Annotated in this window: 14 protein-coding genes, 1 tRNA gene and 1 pseudogene; 4 read left to right on the forward strand and 12 right to left on the reverse strand. The window is 71.9% G+C overall.

The genetic code is table 11. The features are described from left to right. Nucleotides 1-381: 381 nt before the first annotated feature. A tRNA-Tyr gene (locus ACIBD9_RS00015) sits at nt 382-465 on the reverse strand. Nucleotides 466-612: 147 nt separating this feature from the next. Between ACIBD9_RS00015 and ACIBD9_RS00020 the strand changes: the two genes are divergently transcribed. Then, on the forward strand, nt 613-1,107 hold the full coding sequence (locus ACIBD9_RS00020; protein ID WP_091402478.1) for a YajQ family cyclic di-GMP-binding protein: 495 nt from the start codon (nt 613-615) through the stop codon (nt 1,105-1,107). Nucleotides 1,108-1,402: 295 nt separating this feature from the next. On the opposite strand, the gene ACIBD9_RS00025 is transcribed toward ACIBD9_RS00020, so the two are convergent. The 8 genes from ACIBD9_RS00025 to ACIBD9_RS00060 form a co-directional block, all read right to left on the reverse strand. Continuing rightward, nucleotides 1,403-2,662 (reverse strand): MFS transporter, encoded by a 1,260-nt coding sequence (locus ACIBD9_RS00025; RefSeq protein ID WP_396713100.1) that lies wholly within the window; start codon nt 2,660-2,662, stop codon nt 1,403-1,405. A gap of 147 nt (nt 2,663-2,809) precedes the next feature. Further along, entirely contained in the window at nt 2,810-3,685 is an 876-nt protein-coding gene (htpX, locus tag ACIBD9_RS00030) for a zinc metalloprotease HtpX (RefSeq protein ID WP_387174423.1), read from the reverse strand. Nucleotides 3,686-3,798: 113 nt separating this feature from the next. After that, entirely contained in the window at nt 3,799-5,301 is a 1,503-nt protein-coding gene (locus tag ACIBD9_RS00035) for an NADH-quinone oxidoreductase subunit N (protein WP_396713102.1), read from the reverse strand. Next, nucleotides 5,298-6,806: a NuoM family protein gene (locus ACIBD9_RS00040; protein ID WP_396713104.1), complete on the reverse strand. Its 1,509-nt coding sequence runs from the start codon at nt 6,804-6,806 to the stop codon at nt 5,298-5,300. The genes ACIBD9_RS00035 and ACIBD9_RS00040 overlap by 4 nt, the downstream gene beginning before the upstream one ends. A 114-nt stretch (nt 6,807-6,920) precedes the next feature. Then, on the reverse strand, nt 6,921-8,852 hold the full coding sequence (locus ACIBD9_RS00045) for an NADH-quinone oxidoreductase subunit L (protein ID WP_396713106.1): 1,932 nt from the start codon (nt 8,850-8,852) through the stop codon (nt 6,921-6,923). Beyond that, entirely contained in the window at nt 8,849-9,211 is a 363-nt protein-coding gene (nuoK, locus tag ACIBD9_RS00050; protein WP_396713108.1) for an NADH-quinone oxidoreductase subunit NuoK, read from the reverse strand. Before nuoK ends, ACIBD9_RS00045 begins: the two co-directional genes overlap by 4 nt. Continuing rightward, nucleotides 9,208-9,768 carry an NADH-quinone oxidoreductase subunit J gene (locus ACIBD9_RS00055; RefSeq protein ID WP_396713110.1) on the reverse strand — a complete coding sequence of 187 codons (561 nt, stop codon included), beginning with the start codon at nt 9,766-9,768 and terminating at the stop codon, nt 9,208-9,210. The genes nuoK and ACIBD9_RS00055 overlap by 4 nt, the downstream gene beginning before the upstream one ends. Nucleotides 9,769-9,811: 43 nt before the next feature. Then, nucleotides 9,812-10,414 carry a NuoI/complex I 23 kDa subunit family protein gene (locus ACIBD9_RS00060; RefSeq protein ID WP_396713112.1) on the reverse strand — a complete coding sequence of 201 codons (603 nt, stop codon included), beginning with the start codon at nt 10,412-10,414 and terminating at the stop codon, nt 9,812-9,814. Nucleotides 10,415-10,513: 99 nt separating this feature from the next. Between ACIBD9_RS00060 and ACIBD9_RS00065 the strand changes: the two genes are divergently transcribed. Then, complete coding sequence (locus ACIBD9_RS00065) at nt 10,514-11,089, forward strand: Uma2 family endonuclease (RefSeq protein WP_396713114.1); 576 nt, start codon at nt 10,514-10,516, stop codon at nt 11,087-11,089. Here ACIBD9_RS00065 and ACIBD9_RS00070 read toward each other — a convergent pair. After that, complete coding sequence (locus tag ACIBD9_RS00070) at nt 11,070-11,498, reverse strand: ester cyclase (RefSeq protein WP_396713116.1); 429 nt, start codon at nt 11,496-11,498, stop codon at nt 11,070-11,072. The genes ACIBD9_RS00065 and ACIBD9_RS00070 overlap by 20 nt on opposite strands. 46 nt (nt 11,499-11,544) lie before the next feature. Here ACIBD9_RS00070 and ACIBD9_RS00075 point away from each other — a divergent pair, with 46 nt between their 5' ends. Beyond that, nucleotides 11,545-12,600 carry a glutathione S-transferase family protein gene (locus ACIBD9_RS00075; RefSeq protein ID WP_396713118.1) on the forward strand — a complete coding sequence of 352 codons (1,056 nt, stop codon included), beginning with the start codon at nt 11,545-11,547 and terminating at the stop codon, nt 12,598-12,600. A gap of 134 nt (nt 12,601-12,734) precedes the next feature. On the opposite strand, the gene ACIBD9_RS00080 is transcribed toward ACIBD9_RS00075, so the two are convergent. After that, the gene (locus ACIBD9_RS00080) at nt 12,735-13,697 is read right to left on the reverse strand and encodes an NADH-quinone oxidoreductase subunit H (RefSeq protein WP_396713120.1); all 963 of its coding nucleotides are present in this window, start codon (nt 13,695-13,697) and stop codon (nt 12,735-12,737) included. 386 nt (nt 13,698-14,083) lie between these two features. Next, nucleotides 14,084-14,680 (reverse strand): annotated as a pseudogene (locus ACIBD9_RS00085) (NADH-quinone oxidoreductase subunit C); the annotation flags it as partial. A 105-nt stretch (nt 14,681-14,785) separates the two neighbouring features. Between ACIBD9_RS00085 and ACIBD9_RS00090 the strand changes: the two are divergent. Continuing rightward, nucleotides 14,786-15,832: a glucose 1-dehydrogenase gene (locus ACIBD9_RS00090; protein ID WP_396713122.1), complete on the forward strand. Its 1,047-nt coding sequence runs from the start codon at nt 14,786-14,788 to the stop codon at nt 15,830-15,832. Nucleotides 15,833-15,837 lie beyond the last annotated feature (5 nt).

The raw sequence follows: 15,837 nt of genomic DNA on the forward strand, positions 1-15,837 counted from the left end.
GCGGTCATCTCCGCCAGGCGCCGCATCATCACCTCGGACGGCGCGGTCATCTCCGCCAGGCGCCGCATCATCACCTCGGACGGCGCGGTCATCTCCGCCAGGCGCCGCATCATCACCTCGGACGGCGCGGTCATCTCCGCTAGACGCCGCATCATCACCTCGGACGGCGCAGTCATCCTGGCGATCCTTGCCAGTTCCCTCGCCCGGCGGTCGTCCGGGTAGTCGTCTCCAACAGCCGTCCGCGCCATCGATACTCCACAGAAGCGTGCCCGTTGCGTGCCCGATCACTCGGACGACAGGGGGTAACAGCGGTCAACATGGCCAGGAGACGACAAAGGCCCCTGACGTGCGTTCTCGCAGGTCAGGGGCCGTGTCTGCACCTGGTGGCGGGTAGAGGATTCGAACCTCTGAAGCTTTCGCGACGGATTTACAGTCCGCTCCCATTGGCCGCTCGGGCAACCCGCCAGGGCACCCCACCGCGTCGCAACGCGGCGGCGGAAGCAAGAATAGCGGCTCCCCCCGGTGCCGACGCAACCGGGTACGGTCAGGGGGTCGTGCCGCTGGTCGGCGGCCGACGGCAGGCCCAGACCGCCGGACAGCAGGAGCAGAAACATGGCAGCGAACCCGTCGTTCGACATCGTGAGCAAGGTTGACCGTCAAGAGGTCGACAACGCCCTTCGGCAGGCGGAGAAGGAGCTCGCGACGCGGTTCGACTTCCGCGGCACCGGCGCTGAGATCTCCTGGTCCGGCGAGGAGGCGATCGGCCTTCAGGCGGAGACCGAGGAGCGCGTCCGCGCCGCACTGGACGTCTTCAAGGAGAAGCTCGTCAAGCGGAACATCTCGCTGAAGTCGCTGGATGCCGGAGAGCCGCGCCCGTCGGGCAAGATCTTCAAGATCGACTGCAAGGTGATCCAGGGCATCGAGACGGACAAGGCCAAGGCCATCAGCAAGAAGATCCGCGAGGAGGGCCCCAAGGGCGTGCAGGCACAGATCCAGGGTGACCAGCTGCGCGTGACCGGCAAGAAGCGCGACGACCTGCAGGCCGTCATCTCGCTGCTCAAGGGCGAGGACTTCGGCGTCGCCCTCCAGTTCAACAACTACCGCTGAGTGCCTGAGGGCCCCACAGCGATCTGGCCTGCGAGGCAGCACGCCCGGCTGAGATCGACTCGGGTTCCTGGAAGTCGCGGCATCCGGGCCATTGGAACCCCGCGACTTTCAGGAAACCGAGTCGATCAAGGAAAACCCGACCGAGGCACGGACCGACCGAGGCGCAGGCCGACCGAAGGGCGCAGGCCGACCGAGGCACGGACCGACCGAGGCGCAGGCCGACCAAGGCACGGACCGACCGAGGCGCGGCCCGACCGAGACGCCGCGCGGGGCGCGAGGCGACCGGGCCACGTGGTCAGACGGTGACGGGCTCTTCGGTGCGTACCGCCGTGGTTTCCGCGCGGGCGATGGGCCCGGCGGGTAGTGCGGCGACCGCGGCCCCGACGGCGACCGCCGCCCCGGCGAACAGGAACGCCCAGCGGACGCCGCCGGCGTGGTCCACGATCACGCCGGCCACCGAGCCGCCGGCGGCGCTCGCCGCGACCGCGACGGTGACCACCCAGGTGTACGCCTCGTTCAACATGCCGGTCGGGGCGATCCGGCCGACCAGGGTGTTCTCCAGGGTCAGCGCTGGCGCGATGGTGGCCCCGCCGGCGACCAGCGCGATGCCCAACGCCAGCGGGGTGGGCATCACCGCGAACACGGCGAAGGTGGCGGCCAGCGCGGCGAGCAGTAGGGCGAACTGCCGGGTCATGTTCGGTGCCGGCTTGCGGACGCCGAACCAGAGCCCACCGATCGCACTGCCGATCCCCCAGACCGCGAGCAGCACGCCGGCGAGGCTCTCCGGGTCGTCGGTGGTGTGGTCGCTCGCGAAGGCCGGCACGATCACTCCGGCGGCCCCGAAAGCGATGCCCAGGCCGGCCACGCAGATCAGCAGGGCCGGGAAGCCGGGCACCCGCAGCGGGCCGAGCCCGCGGGCGTGGTGCTCCCGCGGGTGTGGACGCCAGCCGCGCATGACCCGGCCGAGGGCCACGGCGGTCGTACCGGCCAGGGTGACCACGGCGGCACCGATCAGCGCGGCCGCGGCGTCGGCGACGAGGACGAAGCCGGCGACGAGCAGTGGGCCGAGGACGAAGACGATTTCGAACAGGGTGGTCTCGGCGGCCAGCGCGGTGTTGCGGAGGTGGTATCGGCCGGAGTTGGGGCTGGTCAGGTCGTTCCAGGCGCCGCGGATGGCGGCGGTGAGCGGCGGATAGGTGGCGCCGGCCACGCCTGAGGCGAGGTAGATGACGGGGAGAGCGTCGTCGCCGGAGCGGCTGGCCAGCAGCAACCCGACGAGCGCCAGCGGGTGGGCCACGGCGGTGAGCAGCAGGACGGGGCTGGGGCCGACCCGGTCGGCGATCCGTCCGGCCACCGGGCTGAGCGCGGCGCCGGCGAGGGCGTAGATGCCGCCCGCGACGGCGGCCAGCGAGTAGCGTCCGGTCACCTGCTCGACGACCAGGAGCAGCGCCAGCGGGGTCATGCCGATGCCGAGCCGCCCGATGATGCCGGTGATCAGCAGCATGGGCGCGCCGGGGATCCGCCAGACACCCAGGTACTGACGCAGCGCGGTCACCGTGAACCTCCCGAGGGTGTAATGAGCGTGAGCCGTTATGACCCTAACGCCGCCGACGGACAGGAAGACAGCGGAATAGTTCCTCGACACAGCGATCCGCCCGTACCCGGCGCTGCCGGATACGGGCGGATGCGGACGATCAGTGGATCAACGCTGGAACTGCACCGGCCCCGAGTTGCGGGCCATCTGCTCCAGCCGGGCGACGCGATCCTCCATCTTGGGGTGGGTGGAGAAGAGCGCCGCCATGCCGCCGCCCCGGAACGGGTTGGCGATCATGAGGTGGGCGGTGCTGGTGAGCTGGCCCTGGGCCGGCAACGGCCGACGTGAGGCCACCGCGTCGATCTTGCGCAGCGCGCTGGCCAGGGCCAGCGGGTCGCGGCTCAGCTCGGCGCCCGAGGCGTCCGCCTGGAACTCGCGGCTCCGGCTGATCGCCAACTGGATCACCGTGGCCGCGATCGGGCCTAGGATCAGGGTGAGCAGCAGCACAGCCGGGTTGGGTCGGTCCTCGTCGTCCCCGCCGCCCAGCGGGATGAAGAAGGCGAGGTTCGCCAGCAGGGTGATGATGCTGGCCAGGCCGGCCGCCACGCTGGAGATCAGGATGTCCCGGTTGTAGACGTGGGACAGCTCGTGCCCGATGACGCCACGCAGCTCGCGGTAGTCGAGGATCTCGGTGATGCCCTGGGTCACGCAGACGGCCGCGTGCTGCGGGTTGCGCCCGGTGGCGAACGCGTTGGGCTGCGCGGTGGGGCTGACGTAGAGCCGCGGCATCGGCTGCCGGGCGTCGGTCGCCAACTCCCGGACCATCCGGTACAGCTCGGGGAACTGTGCCTCGGTGACCGGTTGCGCCCCCATCGAGCGCAGGGCGAGCTTGTCGGAGTAGAAGTAGGAAACGCCGTTCATGACCAGAGACACGAGGACGGCGATGACCAAGCCGCCGCTGCCGCCGAACCAGTAGCCCACCGCCAGGATCAGGGCACTGAGCAGGCCGAGCAGCGCTGCGGTCTTCAGACGGTTGTGGTGCACGATGTCTCCTTCGGTGCACGGATCGCCGGGATCCGCTGACCGGTGTAACAACCCGGTACCCGTCAACCATCCGTCTCAACGCTGAGAGTTGACTGAGTCCAGGCCGGGTGGGGTCAGCGACCGGCCAGGTCGAGCACCAGTTGCGGGGCGACGCCGAGCACCACGGCGGCCACCGTCGCCACCGCCAGCACCACGGCCACCACACCCACCACGGGTACGCCCGCCGCTCCGCCACCGGCGAGCGCCGCGGCTGGGCCGGGCGTCGTCGTCGGCGGTGCCCAGAGCGCGGCGGTCACCCGCAGGTAGTAGGCGAGGCCGATCACGGCGTTCAACGCCACCACCAGCGCCAGCCAGGCCGCGCCGCCGTCGAGCAGCGACCGGACCACCGTCACCTTCGCGAACAGGCCGGCCAGCCCCGGCGGCAGACCAGCCAGACCCACCAGCGCGAGGCCGAGCGCCGCGGCCCGCCACGGGTGCCGCCGGGCCGCTCCGCGTAGGTCGTCCAGCGTGCCGCCGTCCGCGCCCGCCGGCCGCAGCGCGGTCACTCCGGCGAAGGCGGCCAGCTCCAACACCACGAAGAAGACGGCGTACGCCACGGCGGCCGCGTACGCGGCGGACCGTGCCTCGTCCGTGCGGCCGGCGGCCAGCGCCAGCGCTCCCAACGGGGCGAGGATGTACCCGGCCTGCGCGACGGACGACCAGGCGAGCAGCCGGACGGTCCGCCGCTGACGCAGGGCGACCAGGTTGCCGACGGTCATGGTGAGCACGGCGAGCAGGGCGAGCACCGGACCGGTCTGGTCCGCCGGCAGCGCCCGCTGCACCACGGCGAGCAGGGCAACCAGGCCGCCCAGCTTCGACGCGGTGGACAGGTACGCGGCCACCGGCAGCGGCGCGCCGTCGTAGGTGGCCGGCGCCCAGGCGTGGAACGGCACCGCCGCCACCTTGAACGCCAGCCCGACCAGCAGCACCGCCACCGCTGCGGTGGTCAACGGCAGGTCCCGCAACTCCGGCTGCTCGGCGAGCAACGCGCCGAGCCGGTCCAGGTGCAGCCCACCGGTCACCGCGTACAGCAGCGCCGCGCCGAGCAGGGTCAGCGTGGTCGCCACCACGCTGACCACGAAGAAGGTCAACGCCGCCTCGGCACTCGCGAGGCTCCCCCGGCGCAGGCCGACCAGTACGTACAGCGGCAGGGTCAGCGTCTCCAGGGCGACGATCAGCGTGATCAGGTCACCGGCCGCGCCGAGCACCACGCCGCCGGTCATCGAGCAGGCCAGCAGGAAGGCGTACTCCCCGACCGGTGACCGCCCGGCCCGCAGCGCGGGCACCGACAGCCCGAGCACGCCCAGGGTGAGCAGCGCGACCATCACACCGACCAGGGCCGCCCGACCACCGAAGATCCAGGAGCAGTCGGCGCCCACGCAGAACGTCCGCCGCTCCCCACCCGCCCCGACCAGCGCGGAGCCGACGGCGGTGCCGAGGGCGCCGAGCGCGGCCACCGCGATGGTGGCCCGTGGCCGGGCCACGAGCAGATCGGTGATCAGCACGAGTACGGCCGTGCCTGCGGCCAGGTAGGCCGGCAGCAGCGCGACGCTGTCCACGCTCTGCACGACGTTCATGGTTTGACCACTCCGATCAGGGCGTCGACGGGGGCCTCGGCGACGCCCAGGACCAGCGTCGGCGCCAGCCCGATGGCCAACGCGAGCAGCACCAGCGGCACCCAGGCGGTCAACTCCGCACCGGCCAGACCGGGGCCGACCTGGCCGACGGCGGGGCTCGGACGGTTGTGGGTGACCTGGCGCAGCAACCGCAGGAAGTACGCGGCGGTGAGCGCCCCACCGACCGCCGCCAGCACCCCGAGGGTGGTCCAGAGCGGGCCGCCCACCTGCACGGCGGCGATCACCGCGAACGCCTCACCCCAGAAGCCGGCCAGCCCGGGCAGGCCCAGCGACGCGATCGCCGCGAACGCCAGCAGACCCGCCAACCGAGGCGCGGTCTCCCGCAGCCCGGACAGCTCGGCGAGAGTGCCCGTGCCGGTACGGTCCTTCACCGCCCCGGCCAGGAAGAACAGCAGGCCGGTGATCACGCCGTGCGCGACGTTGCCGATCAACGCCGCCTGGATGCCGGTGGCGGTCAGCGTGGCGACGCCCAGCAGCACGAAGCCCATGTGCCCCACGCTGGAGTACGCGATCAGCCGCTTCACCTCCGACTGGGCCAGGCAGACCAGCGAACCGATCAGGATCGCGGCGACGGCCAGCACGCCGAGCACCGGCGCCGCCCAGCGCGCGCCCTCCGGCGCCACCCCCACCGCCACCCGAATGAGGCCGTACGTGCCCATCTTGAGCAGCACACCGGCCAACACCACACTGCCCACCGTGGGTGCCTGGGTGTGCGCGTCGGGCAGCCAGGAGTGCAACGGCCACAGCGGGCTCTTCACCGCGAACGCCAACGCGAGCAGGGTGAACGCGGCCAACTGGGTGCCCCGGGACATCCCCGCGCCACCGGTAAGCGTCACCAGATCGGCGGTGCCGGCGGCGGCGACCACGACGTACACACCGACCAGCAGCAGCACCGACCCGAACAGCGTGTAGAGGGCGAACTTCCGGGCCGCCCGACGCCGGTCCGCACCACCCCAACCGGCGATGATCGCGTACATCGGCAGCAGGACGACCTCGAAGAAGAGGAAGAACAGCACCAGGTCCAGGGCGAGGAAGGTGCCCAGGATGCCCACTTCGACCACCAACAGCAGCGCGACCAGCGCCCGGCCGCTGCCGCCGTCCGGGACCCGCCACATCGTGTACGCGCAGCACAGCAGCGTGAGCAGTGCGGTCAACACCACCAGCGGCCAGGAGATGCCATCGACGCCGAGGTGGAAGCGCAACTCCAGACCGGACACCCAGGGCAGATCCAGTTGGTGCCACGGGCGCACCGCCGGCGCACCGGCTGACCAGGCGACCCAGCCTCGACCACCGAACACCAGCGGCACCGCGGCCAGCAGGGTCAACGCCGCCGCGACCGTGCCGACCACCCGGGCCGCCCGGTCCCGGGGCGTGGCCGCCACCGCGACCGCTCCCAGCGCCGGCAGCGCCAGAACAGCGACCAGCAACCCCTGCCCGAACGTCACTGGACCGCCTCTGTTCGCGACTGCGGGGCTCGCAAACCCGGCTCACTCCTCGCGCTCACTGGACCGCCTCTGTTCGCGACTGCGGGGCTCGCAAACCCGGCTCACTCCTCGCGCTCACTGGTTGACTCCAATTAGGGCGGCGGCCAGGCCGATCAACAGCGCGCCGGCCAGGACGCCGGCGGCGGCTCGGGGCAGCGCCGCGCGGTGCAGCGCGGCCAGCCCCGCGCCCAGACCGGACGCGGCTCGCCCGCTGCCCTCGACCGCGCCGTCCACCACCACCTCGTCGCCGGCGCGCGCGGTGCGGGCCAGCGCGCGAACGGGGCGTACCACGACTGCGTGCTGGACGTCGTCGAGCCGGAACGCGCGGGCGAAGACCGGCCGCAGCGGACCCAGCGCGGCCGCCGGGTCGGCGGCCCTGTCGCGCCGCCAGCCCAGCGTCACCAGGCCGGCGCCGACCAGCAGAAACGCGAGCGGCAGCAGCACCCCCGGCCCCAGGTGGACCAGGCCGTCCTCGGAGCCCGCCACCGGGACGGTGGGGAACCGTAGGCGGTCGGCGAACGCCCCGACGAACCCGGCCAGACCGAGCAGCGCGGCCGGTACGGCCAGCAGCAACACCGGCCAGCGCAGCACCGCCGGCGGATCGTGCGGCCGGAGCAGCGGCAGGCGTGGAGCGCCGAAGAAGGTGCGCAGCAGCAGCCGACCGGCGTACCAGGCGGTGACCGCCACGCCGATCAGCCCGGAGATCCAGACGATCCAGCCCACCCAGGACGGGGCCGGGCCGGTGCCCTCCAGCGCGGCCGACTCGGCGACCGTGAGTACGCCGTCCTTGCTCCAGAAACCAGCCAGCGGCGGCACGCCGGCCAGCGCACCCAGGCCCACCACCGTGCACCAGAACGTCACCGGCATGCTTCGCCGCAGCCCGCCCATCTCCGACATCAGGGTGGTGCCGACGGCGTGGATCACCGCGCCGGCGGCGAGGAACAGCAGCGCCTTGAAGGCGGCATGGGTGAGCAGGTGAAACAGTGCGGCCGAGGGTGAGCCGACCGCCAGCGCGCCGGTCATGTAGCCCAACTGGGACACGGTCGACCAGGCCAGCACGCGCTTGATGTCGTCCTGGGCGGTGGCGGCGAGCGCGCCGAGCAACAGCGTGATCGCGCCGAGCACCCCCAGCACGGTCAGCGTCACCGGCGCGGCCGTGAACAGCGGGTAGAGCCGGGCCACGGCGTACACCCCGGCGGCGACCATCGTCGCGGCGTGGATCAGCGCGGAGATCGGGGTCGGGCCGGCCATCGCGTCCGGCAGCCAGGTGTGCAGCGGGAACTGCGCGCTCTTGCCGGCCACGCCGGCGAGCAGCAGCAGGCCGGCGGCGGTCAACGTCGCGCCGGAGTGGTCGTGGGCGAGCACGTCGGCGATCCGGAAGCTGCCCGTCGACACGCCCAGCAGCGCGATGCCGAGCAGGAACCCGACGTCACCGACCCGGGTCACCAGGAACGCCTTCATGGCGGCGGCGGGGGCGCCGGCCAGTCGGCGGTCGTGGGCGATCAGGAGGTACGAGCAGAGGCCCATCACCTCCCAGCCGACCAACAGCATGATCAGGTCGCCGGCGACCACCACCAGCAGCATGGCGCCGGTGAAGAGGCTGATCTGGGCAGCGTAGGGCGGGTAGCGGTGGTCGACGTCGACGTCATCGTGGGGGCCGCGCCGCAGGTAGCCGATCGAGTAGACCTGCACGGCCAGGGCGACCGCGGTGACCGCCACAGCTACCAGCGCGGCGGCGCCGTCCAGCCGCACGCCGAGGGTCACCGCCAGCCCGCCGATGTCGACCCAGGTGCTCGACGTCTCCGTCGGCCCGTCGACCGTGAACAGCAGCGCGACGGCCAACGCCAACGCGCCGGCCGCGCCGGTGACGCCGAGCGTCACGGCTATCGTCCGAGCCCGGTCGCCGCCGGTCGCGCTGTCCCGCCGAGGAGCCGGCGGCAGCAGCAGACCGAGCAGCCCGGCGACCAGCGGTACGGCGGGCAGCAGCGCCCCGAGCAGCCCGGTCACCGGCCCGCCTCCGCATCCAGGACGGCCGGCTCACGCCCGTCGACGTGATCCGACAGCTCGGTCAGCGGCACGTCATCCACGGCGACTGTCGCCCGCAGCCGGTAGAGCTGAAGGACGATCGCCAGCCCCACCCCGATCTCGGCGGCGGCGAGCACGATGACGAAGAGGGCGAAGACCTGCCCCGAGTGCGGGAGCACGGCGCGGGCGGTGGTGTCAGCGGTGACCAGGATCAGGTTGACCGCGTTGAGCATCAACTCCACCGACATCAGCACCAGCACCGCGTTGCGGCGGCGCAGGACGCCGTACACGCCGAGGCCGAACAGCAGCGCGGCGGTGACGTACGGGATGACCGGCCTCACCGGCGCCCCCCGGACTCGCTGCCGACCAGGTCAGCGGCCCGGCCGTCGGCGTGCGGGCCCGCTCGGCCGATGTCCGGCCGGGACAGCACGATCGCGCCCACCAGGGCGGAGAGCAGCAGCACCGAGAGCACCTCGAACGGCAGCACCCAGGACTGGAAGATCTGCTCGCCCAGCCGCTCGGCGGTGCCCGCGGCGGGTAGCGCGACGGTGCTCCAGCGGTACGCGTCGACAAGCAGGGCGGTCAGCCCCAGCCCGGCGCCACCACCGATCAGCGCGGCCGGCCAGCCGGGCCGGTCCAGGTCGTCAGAGGCGCCGATCGGAGCCCGGGTCAGCATCACCGCGAACAGCAGCAGGACCACCACCGCGCCCACGTAGATCAGCACCTGCACCCAGGCCACCAACTCGGCGCTGAGCACCAGGAAGTCACCGGCCAACGCGCCCAGGCACACCACCAGGTAGAGCCCGGCCCGGACCAGGTGTTTCGTAGTCACCACCAGCACGCCGGCACCGACCGCCACCGCGCCGAGGGCGAGCAGCAGCACATCCGCCCCGGTCACCGGGCCGCCCTTCCGGCTCGGGCGCTCACGCCGGCTCGGGCGCTCACGACGCGGAACCCGGGTCGGCGTCGGGCTCGGGGCGTACCGCTGGCGGAGCGGGACGTGCGGCGGCCGCCTTGCGTGCGGCCGCGGTCTCCTCCTTGGCCGGCTCGCCGTTCGGGTCGTGCGCGGGCGGCGGCGGAACGGTGGCCATCCACTGACCGAGGTGGTCCTTGTCGTGCAGGAGGTCCTTGATGTCGTACTCGGCGTACTCGAACTCCGGTGACCAGTAGAGCGCGTCGAACGGGCAGACCTCGATGCAGATGCCGCAGTACATGCAGAGCGAGAAGTCGATGTCGAACTTGTCGAGCACGTTGCGCTGGCGGGGGCGGGCGGCGCCGGGCACCGCCACCTCCTCCTTGTGCGAGTCGATGTAGATGCACCAGTCCGGACACTCGCGGGCGCAGAGCATGCAGACCGTGCAGTTCTCCTCGGACAGGGCGATCACGCCACGCGAGCGGGGCGGCAGGTCGGGGGCCGTGTCCGGGTATTGCTGGGTGGTCGAACGGCTGGTCATCGTCTTGAGGGTGACCGCCAGCCCTTTCACCAGGCCCGCGCCGGGAAGGCCGCGGTCGCTGGCGTCACCGCGCTCGCTGGGGTCGCTCATGTCGACCATCCTGCCCTGTGGCCACGGCGCGCGCGACCACCACCCACAGGTCGACGACCCTAGGGTGTACCCGGGAAGCACGAACCGCCCGGAGGATCGATGACGACCGAACTGGAAACTTTTTGCACTCCGGAGGGCGGCTGGACTGCCAAGGATCTCGACAGACTCCCCGACGACAATCGCCGCCGCGAGCTGCTCGACGGCATTTTGCTCATGCCGCCGCCTCCTCGAACCTCGCACCAGCAGGTCACGGCACGTCTCATGGCAGCGCTCGATGACATGTCATCCGACGGGTACGTCGCCGTCCACGGTGTGGAGGTGCGGGTGAGCAACAGCCGAACGTTCGTGCCCGACGGCGTGGTCCTCCGGGTCACCGGCGACGACGACGGGCACCGGCACTGGTTCGCCCCGAGCGAGGTCGTGATCGCCGTCGAGGTCGTCGGCAAGGGCACCGAGACGATCGACCGGGTGTTGAAGCCGGCGCTGTACGCCCAGGCCGGCATCCCCTTCTATTGGCGGATCGAGACCGAAGGCGCACTGGAGGTCGTGACCTACCGGATCGACGCCGTGAACGAGGTCTACACCGAGACCGGGCGGTGGACGAAGTTCGTCGACACCGGCGAGCCCTTTCCGATCAATCTGCCGATCAGCCGGATCACGCCCCGGGCCCGCTGACGACGGCCGGTGGGAGCATCTCGACGCCGAGTTGTTGCAGCAACTGGAACAGCTCGTTGCAGCTCCACACCTCGACGATCCGGCCCGCCGTGTCGAAGCGCAGGAACGTCGCCCCCGAGTAGCTGACCACCTGACCGGTCGGCGGCACCGGCCCGAACTGCCCCACGTGGGTGCCGGCGGCCCGCCAGTGCACGGCCACCCGCTCGCCGGCCGCGACCACGTCGACGATCTTGTAGCGCAGGTCCGGGAAGGCCGCCCGGCGCTCGCGGTGCCAGGCCAGCGTCGCCTCCGGCCCGGTGCCGCCCAGCCCCGGGCACTCCTCGGCGACCAGCTCGTACGCCGACTCCTCCTGGCGGGCATTCCACACATCCGCGATGAACCGTCGGGCCGCCGCCTCCACATCCGTCATGCCGGCAGGGTATCCGGGACCACGGTGCGCCGTAGATCCGCGAGGATTGGGTAGAGACACTGACCAGACCGGGAGGAGCGACGTGGGCGAGGAACAAGGCGGCAAGTACGTCGAGCCGGGCGGCGAGTTCACCCGCGACCAGCGGTACATCGCCACTCGGATCACCGAGGACGGGCGCGACGGGTATCCGGTCGAGCCGGGCCGGTACCGGCTCGCGGTCAGCCGGGCCTGCCCCTGGGCCAACCGACTGATCATCGTACGGCGGTTGCTCGGTCTGGAGGACGCCATCTCGATGGCGGTGGCCGGCCCGACCCACGACGCCCGGAGCTGGACCTTCGACCTCGACCCGGACGGCCGGGACCCGGTGCTCGGCATCGAGCGCATCCAGGAGGCGTACTTCAAGCGCTTCCCCGGGTACGAGCGCGGCATCACCGTGCCGGCGATCGTGGACGTGCCGACCGGGCAGGTGGTGACCAACGACTACGCGCAGATGAGCCTGGACCTGTCCACGCAGTGGAGGGCGTACCACCGCGAGGGTGCCCCGCAGCTCTACCCCGAGCACCTGCGGGAGCAGATCGACGAGGTCAACGCCGTGGTGTTCCGGGACGTCAACAACGGCGTCTACCGGTGCGGGTTCGCGGGCAGCCAGGAGGCGTACGACAAGGCGTACCACCAGCTCTTCGACCGACTGGACTGGCTCACCGAGCGGTTGACCGACCAGCGCTACCTGGTCGGCGACACCATCACCGAGGCCGACGTGCGGCTGTTCACCACGCTGGTCCGCTTCGACCCGGTCTACCACGGCCACTTCAAGTGCAACCGGCAGAAGCTGAGCGAGATGCCGGTGCTGTGGGCGTACGCCCGGGACCTCTTCCAGACTCCCGGTTTCGGCGACACCATCGACTTCGACCACATCAAGCGGCACTACTACGAGGTGCACCGCGACATCAACCCGACCGGGATCGTCCCGCTCGGCCCCGACCTGTCCAACTGGCTCACCCCACACGGCCGGGAAACGCTGGGCGGCCGCCCCTTCGGCGACGGCACCCCACCCCCACCCCCGGCCGAGCCCGTCGACCCCGCACACACCCCGCTGCGCTAGCCCCCAGCACGCGTCGATCTTGCACTTTCTGTCGCCGAAATGCCCACCTTGGCAGGATTTGCCGGCACAGAAAGTGCAAGATCGAGGTGGGAGAGGCGCGGCGAGGCGCGCGGGAGGGCGCGCGCGGGGGCGGGTTACAGGGCGATGCGGACGGCTGCGGTGAGGACCAGTTGCGCCAGGGATGCGGGGACCAGCACCAGCCAGCAGAGGCGTTGCAGCTGGTCCTCGCGTAGCCGGGGGTAGGACACCCGGAGCCAAATGATCACGAAGGACACCGCGAAGATCTTGAGCAGCGTCCAGAGCCAGCCCAGCTGGTCGTCGGCGAACGGGCCCTGCCAACCGCCCAGGAACAACACCGTGGTCAGCGCGGCGATCACCACGATGCCGACGTACTCGGCGAGCAGGAAGAACGCGAACCGCAGACCGGTGTATTCGGTCATGTAACCGAAGACCAGCTCCGAGTCGGCCACCGGCATGTCGAACGGCGGCCGACGGATCTCGGCCAGCCCGGCGACGAAGAAGATGATCATCGCGGGTGCCTGCCAGAGCAGCCACCACGGCTGCCACGCCTCGACGATGCCGGACAGGCTGAGCGTGCCGGCCGCCATCGCCACCGACGCGGCGGCCAGCACCAGCGGCAGCTCGTAACCGAGCAACTGGGCGGCTCCGCGAAGCCCGCCCAGCAGGCTGTACTTGTTGGCCGACGCCCACGCCGACATCAGCACCGCCACCACCCCGACGCCGACCACGGCCAGCACGAAGAAGAGGCCGATGTCCAACGGTTGCCCGACCAGGTCGTTCGGACCCAGCGGGATGACCAACAGCACCAGCAGGTAGGGCACCAGGGCCACCGCCGGCGCCAGCCGGAACACCGCCCGGTCCGCCTCGCGTGGCGTGATGTCTTCCTTCTGCACGAACTTGACGCCGTCGGCCACGAGCTGCGCCCAGCCGTGGAAGCCGCCCGCGTACATCGGACCGAGCCGGCCCTGCATGTGCGCCATCACCTTGTGCTCGGCCTGACCGACAAGCAACGGCAGGGTGAGGAACGCGACCACCACGCCGCCGATCCGGAGCAGCAGCTCCACCCAGAGCGGCATCAGGCCGTACCCCCGTCGTGGTCGCTCTGGCCAGCGCGGCCCGGCGGGTCCGCGATCGGCTCGCCGCCCGATGCGGCCGGGTCGGCCGGGCCTGCGCCAGGCTTGTCAGGTGCGGCCGCACCAGGCACAGACGTGGCGGCCGGACCAGCGCCAGACACAGGCTCGGCAGCCGGACCTGCGCCGGGCACGGGCTCGGCAGCCGGACCAGCGCCGGACACAGGCTCGGCAGCCGGGCCTGCGCCGGGCGTGGGCTGGTCGACGGGGGTCGGGCCGTCGGCGGTGCCGGCAGGCCGGGGTGTACGCGCCGGACGGGCCCCCGGGGCGGGCCGCGCCGGACGCTCACGGGCCGGTCTGGCCGGGGTGCCGCCACGCGGGCCCTCCCCCACGCCACCGGCGCCAGCCGGGGTGGGCGTGGGGCCCCACTCGCCCGGAGCGGGAACGCCCGGCGGGCGGATCGGTCGGCGCCCGCCGCCGGCCTCGGACTCGCCCGGCTCCTTCGCACCCGGCCAGGGCTTGGCCACCCGGGAGGCGAGCACGAACTCCTTACGCAGCGGGTGGCCCTCGAACTCCGGGGGCAGCAGCAGCGGCAGCAGTTCCCCGTGGCCGGCGAAGTCGATGCCGAACATCTCGTGTGTCTCCCGCTCGTGCCAGGCGGCACCGGGGTAGACGTCGACCACTGAGGCGACAGTGGGCGCCCCGCGCGGCAACCGGGTACGCAGCAGCAGGCCGTGGCGCAGTCGCGTCGACCAGAGGTGCGCGACCACGTCGAAGCCCTCGGCCAACTCGTCGACGGCGGAGAGCCAGTCGAAGAAGTCGCAGGCCAGCTCGGCGTCGTCACGGGCGGCGGAGACCGCGGTCAGCCAACTCGCGGGCGGCACGTCGACGGTGGCCCGGGCGAACCGTTGCCCGCCGGAGACCGACGGGGTCGCCTCAACCGGCGCGAGCAGCGCGACCAGTCGAGCGCCGACCTCTTCGGGAGTCATGCCGCTGATCCTAGTGCCGCCCGGGCCGGCACCTGGCCGCCGCCGATGCCCAGCGATCTGCCGGCTTTGGGCGCGGCGCACTTCCCGGCGGGGAAAGATGAGGGTGTGCGCGCTGTGACAGTGAGACCCGGAGTCGCCAACTCGCTGAGCCTCGTCGAGGATCAGCCCGAGCCGGCTGCCGAGGAGGGCTCTGTCCTGGTCGAGGCGCTGGCGGTGGGGATCTGCGGCACCGACCACGAGATCATCGCCGGGGAGTACGGCGAGGCGCCGCCGGGTGCGGACCGCCTGGTCATCGGGCACGAGTCACTGGGCCGGGTGATCGAGGACTCCAGCGGCACCCTGCAACCCGGTGACCTGGTGGCGGGAATCGTCCGCTACCCCGACCCGGTGCCCTGCTCGAACTGCGCGGTCGGCGAGTGGGACATGTGCCGCAACGGTCAGTACACCGAACACGGCATCAAGGGGCTGGCCGGGTTCGCCCGGGACCGCTGGCGGGTCGAGCCACGGTTCGCGGTCGGGCTCGACCCGACGCTGGCGCAGGTCGGCGTGCTGCTGGAGCCGACCAGTGTGGTGGCGAAGGCCTGGGACCACATCGAGCGGATCGGGCACCGGGCCGAGTGGCAGCCGCAGACCGTCCTGGTGACCGGGGCTGGGCCGATCGGCCTGCTGGCCGCGTTGCTCGGCACCCAGCGCGGGCTCACCGTCCACGTGCTGGACCGGAACACCGAGGGGCCGAAGCCGGAGCTGGTCGCCGGGCTCGGCGCCACCTACCACACGGTGCCGGTCAACGACCTGCCCTTCGAGCCGGACGTGGTGATCGAGTGCACGGGCGCTCCCACGGTGGTCCTCGACGTGATGTGCAAGGCGGCGCCGACCGGGATCGTCTGCCTGGCCGGGGTGTCTAGCGGTGGCCGGACCATCGATTTCGACGCCGGGGCTCTCAACCGGGCGCTGGTGCTGGAGAACAACGTGGTGTTCGGCTCGGTGAACGCCAACCGGCGGCACTGGACCATGGCCGCGCAGGCACTCGCCCGCGCCGACCAGGTCTGGCTCGAGTCCCTGATCACCCGGCGGGTGCCGGTGAACCGGTACGCCGACGCGTACACCCCCGGGCCGGACGACATCAAGGTGGTGCTGGAGTTCGCGTCCTGAGCGAG

The sequence above is a fragment of the Micromonospora sp. NPDC050784 genome (assembly GCF_044456765.1).
Classification (GTDB): domain Bacteria; phylum Actinomycetota; class Actinomycetes; order Mycobacteriales; family Micromonosporaceae; genus Micromonospora; species Micromonospora foliorum.

What these genes read in the sequence shown, in the direction of transcription:
- ACIBD9_RS00020 (WP_091402478.1), top strand. Translation starts at nt 613, where the DNA reads ATGGCAGCGAACCCGTCGTTCGACATCGTGAGCAAGGTTGACCGTCAA.
- ACIBD9_RS00035 (WP_396713102.1), bottom strand. Translation starts at nt 5,301, where the DNA reads ATGAACGTCGTGCAGAGCGTGGACAGCGTCGCGCTGCTGCCGGCCTAC.
- ACIBD9_RS00060 (WP_396713112.1), bottom strand. Translation starts at nt 10,414, where the DNA reads ATGAGCGACCCCAGCGAGCGCGGTGACGCCAGCGACCGCGGCCTTCCC.
- ACIBD9_RS00065 (WP_396713114.1), top strand. Translation starts at nt 10,514, where the DNA reads ATGACGACCGAACTGGAAACTTTTTGCACTCCGGAGGGCGGCTGGACT.
- ACIBD9_RS00070 (WP_396713116.1), bottom strand. Translation starts at nt 11,498, where the DNA reads ATGACGGATGTGGAGGCGGCGGCCCGACGGTTCATCGCGGATGTGTGG.
- ACIBD9_RS00080 (WP_396713120.1), bottom strand. Translation starts at nt 13,697, where the DNA reads ATGCCGCTCTGGGTGGAGCTGCTGCTCCGGATCGGCGGCGTGGTGGTC.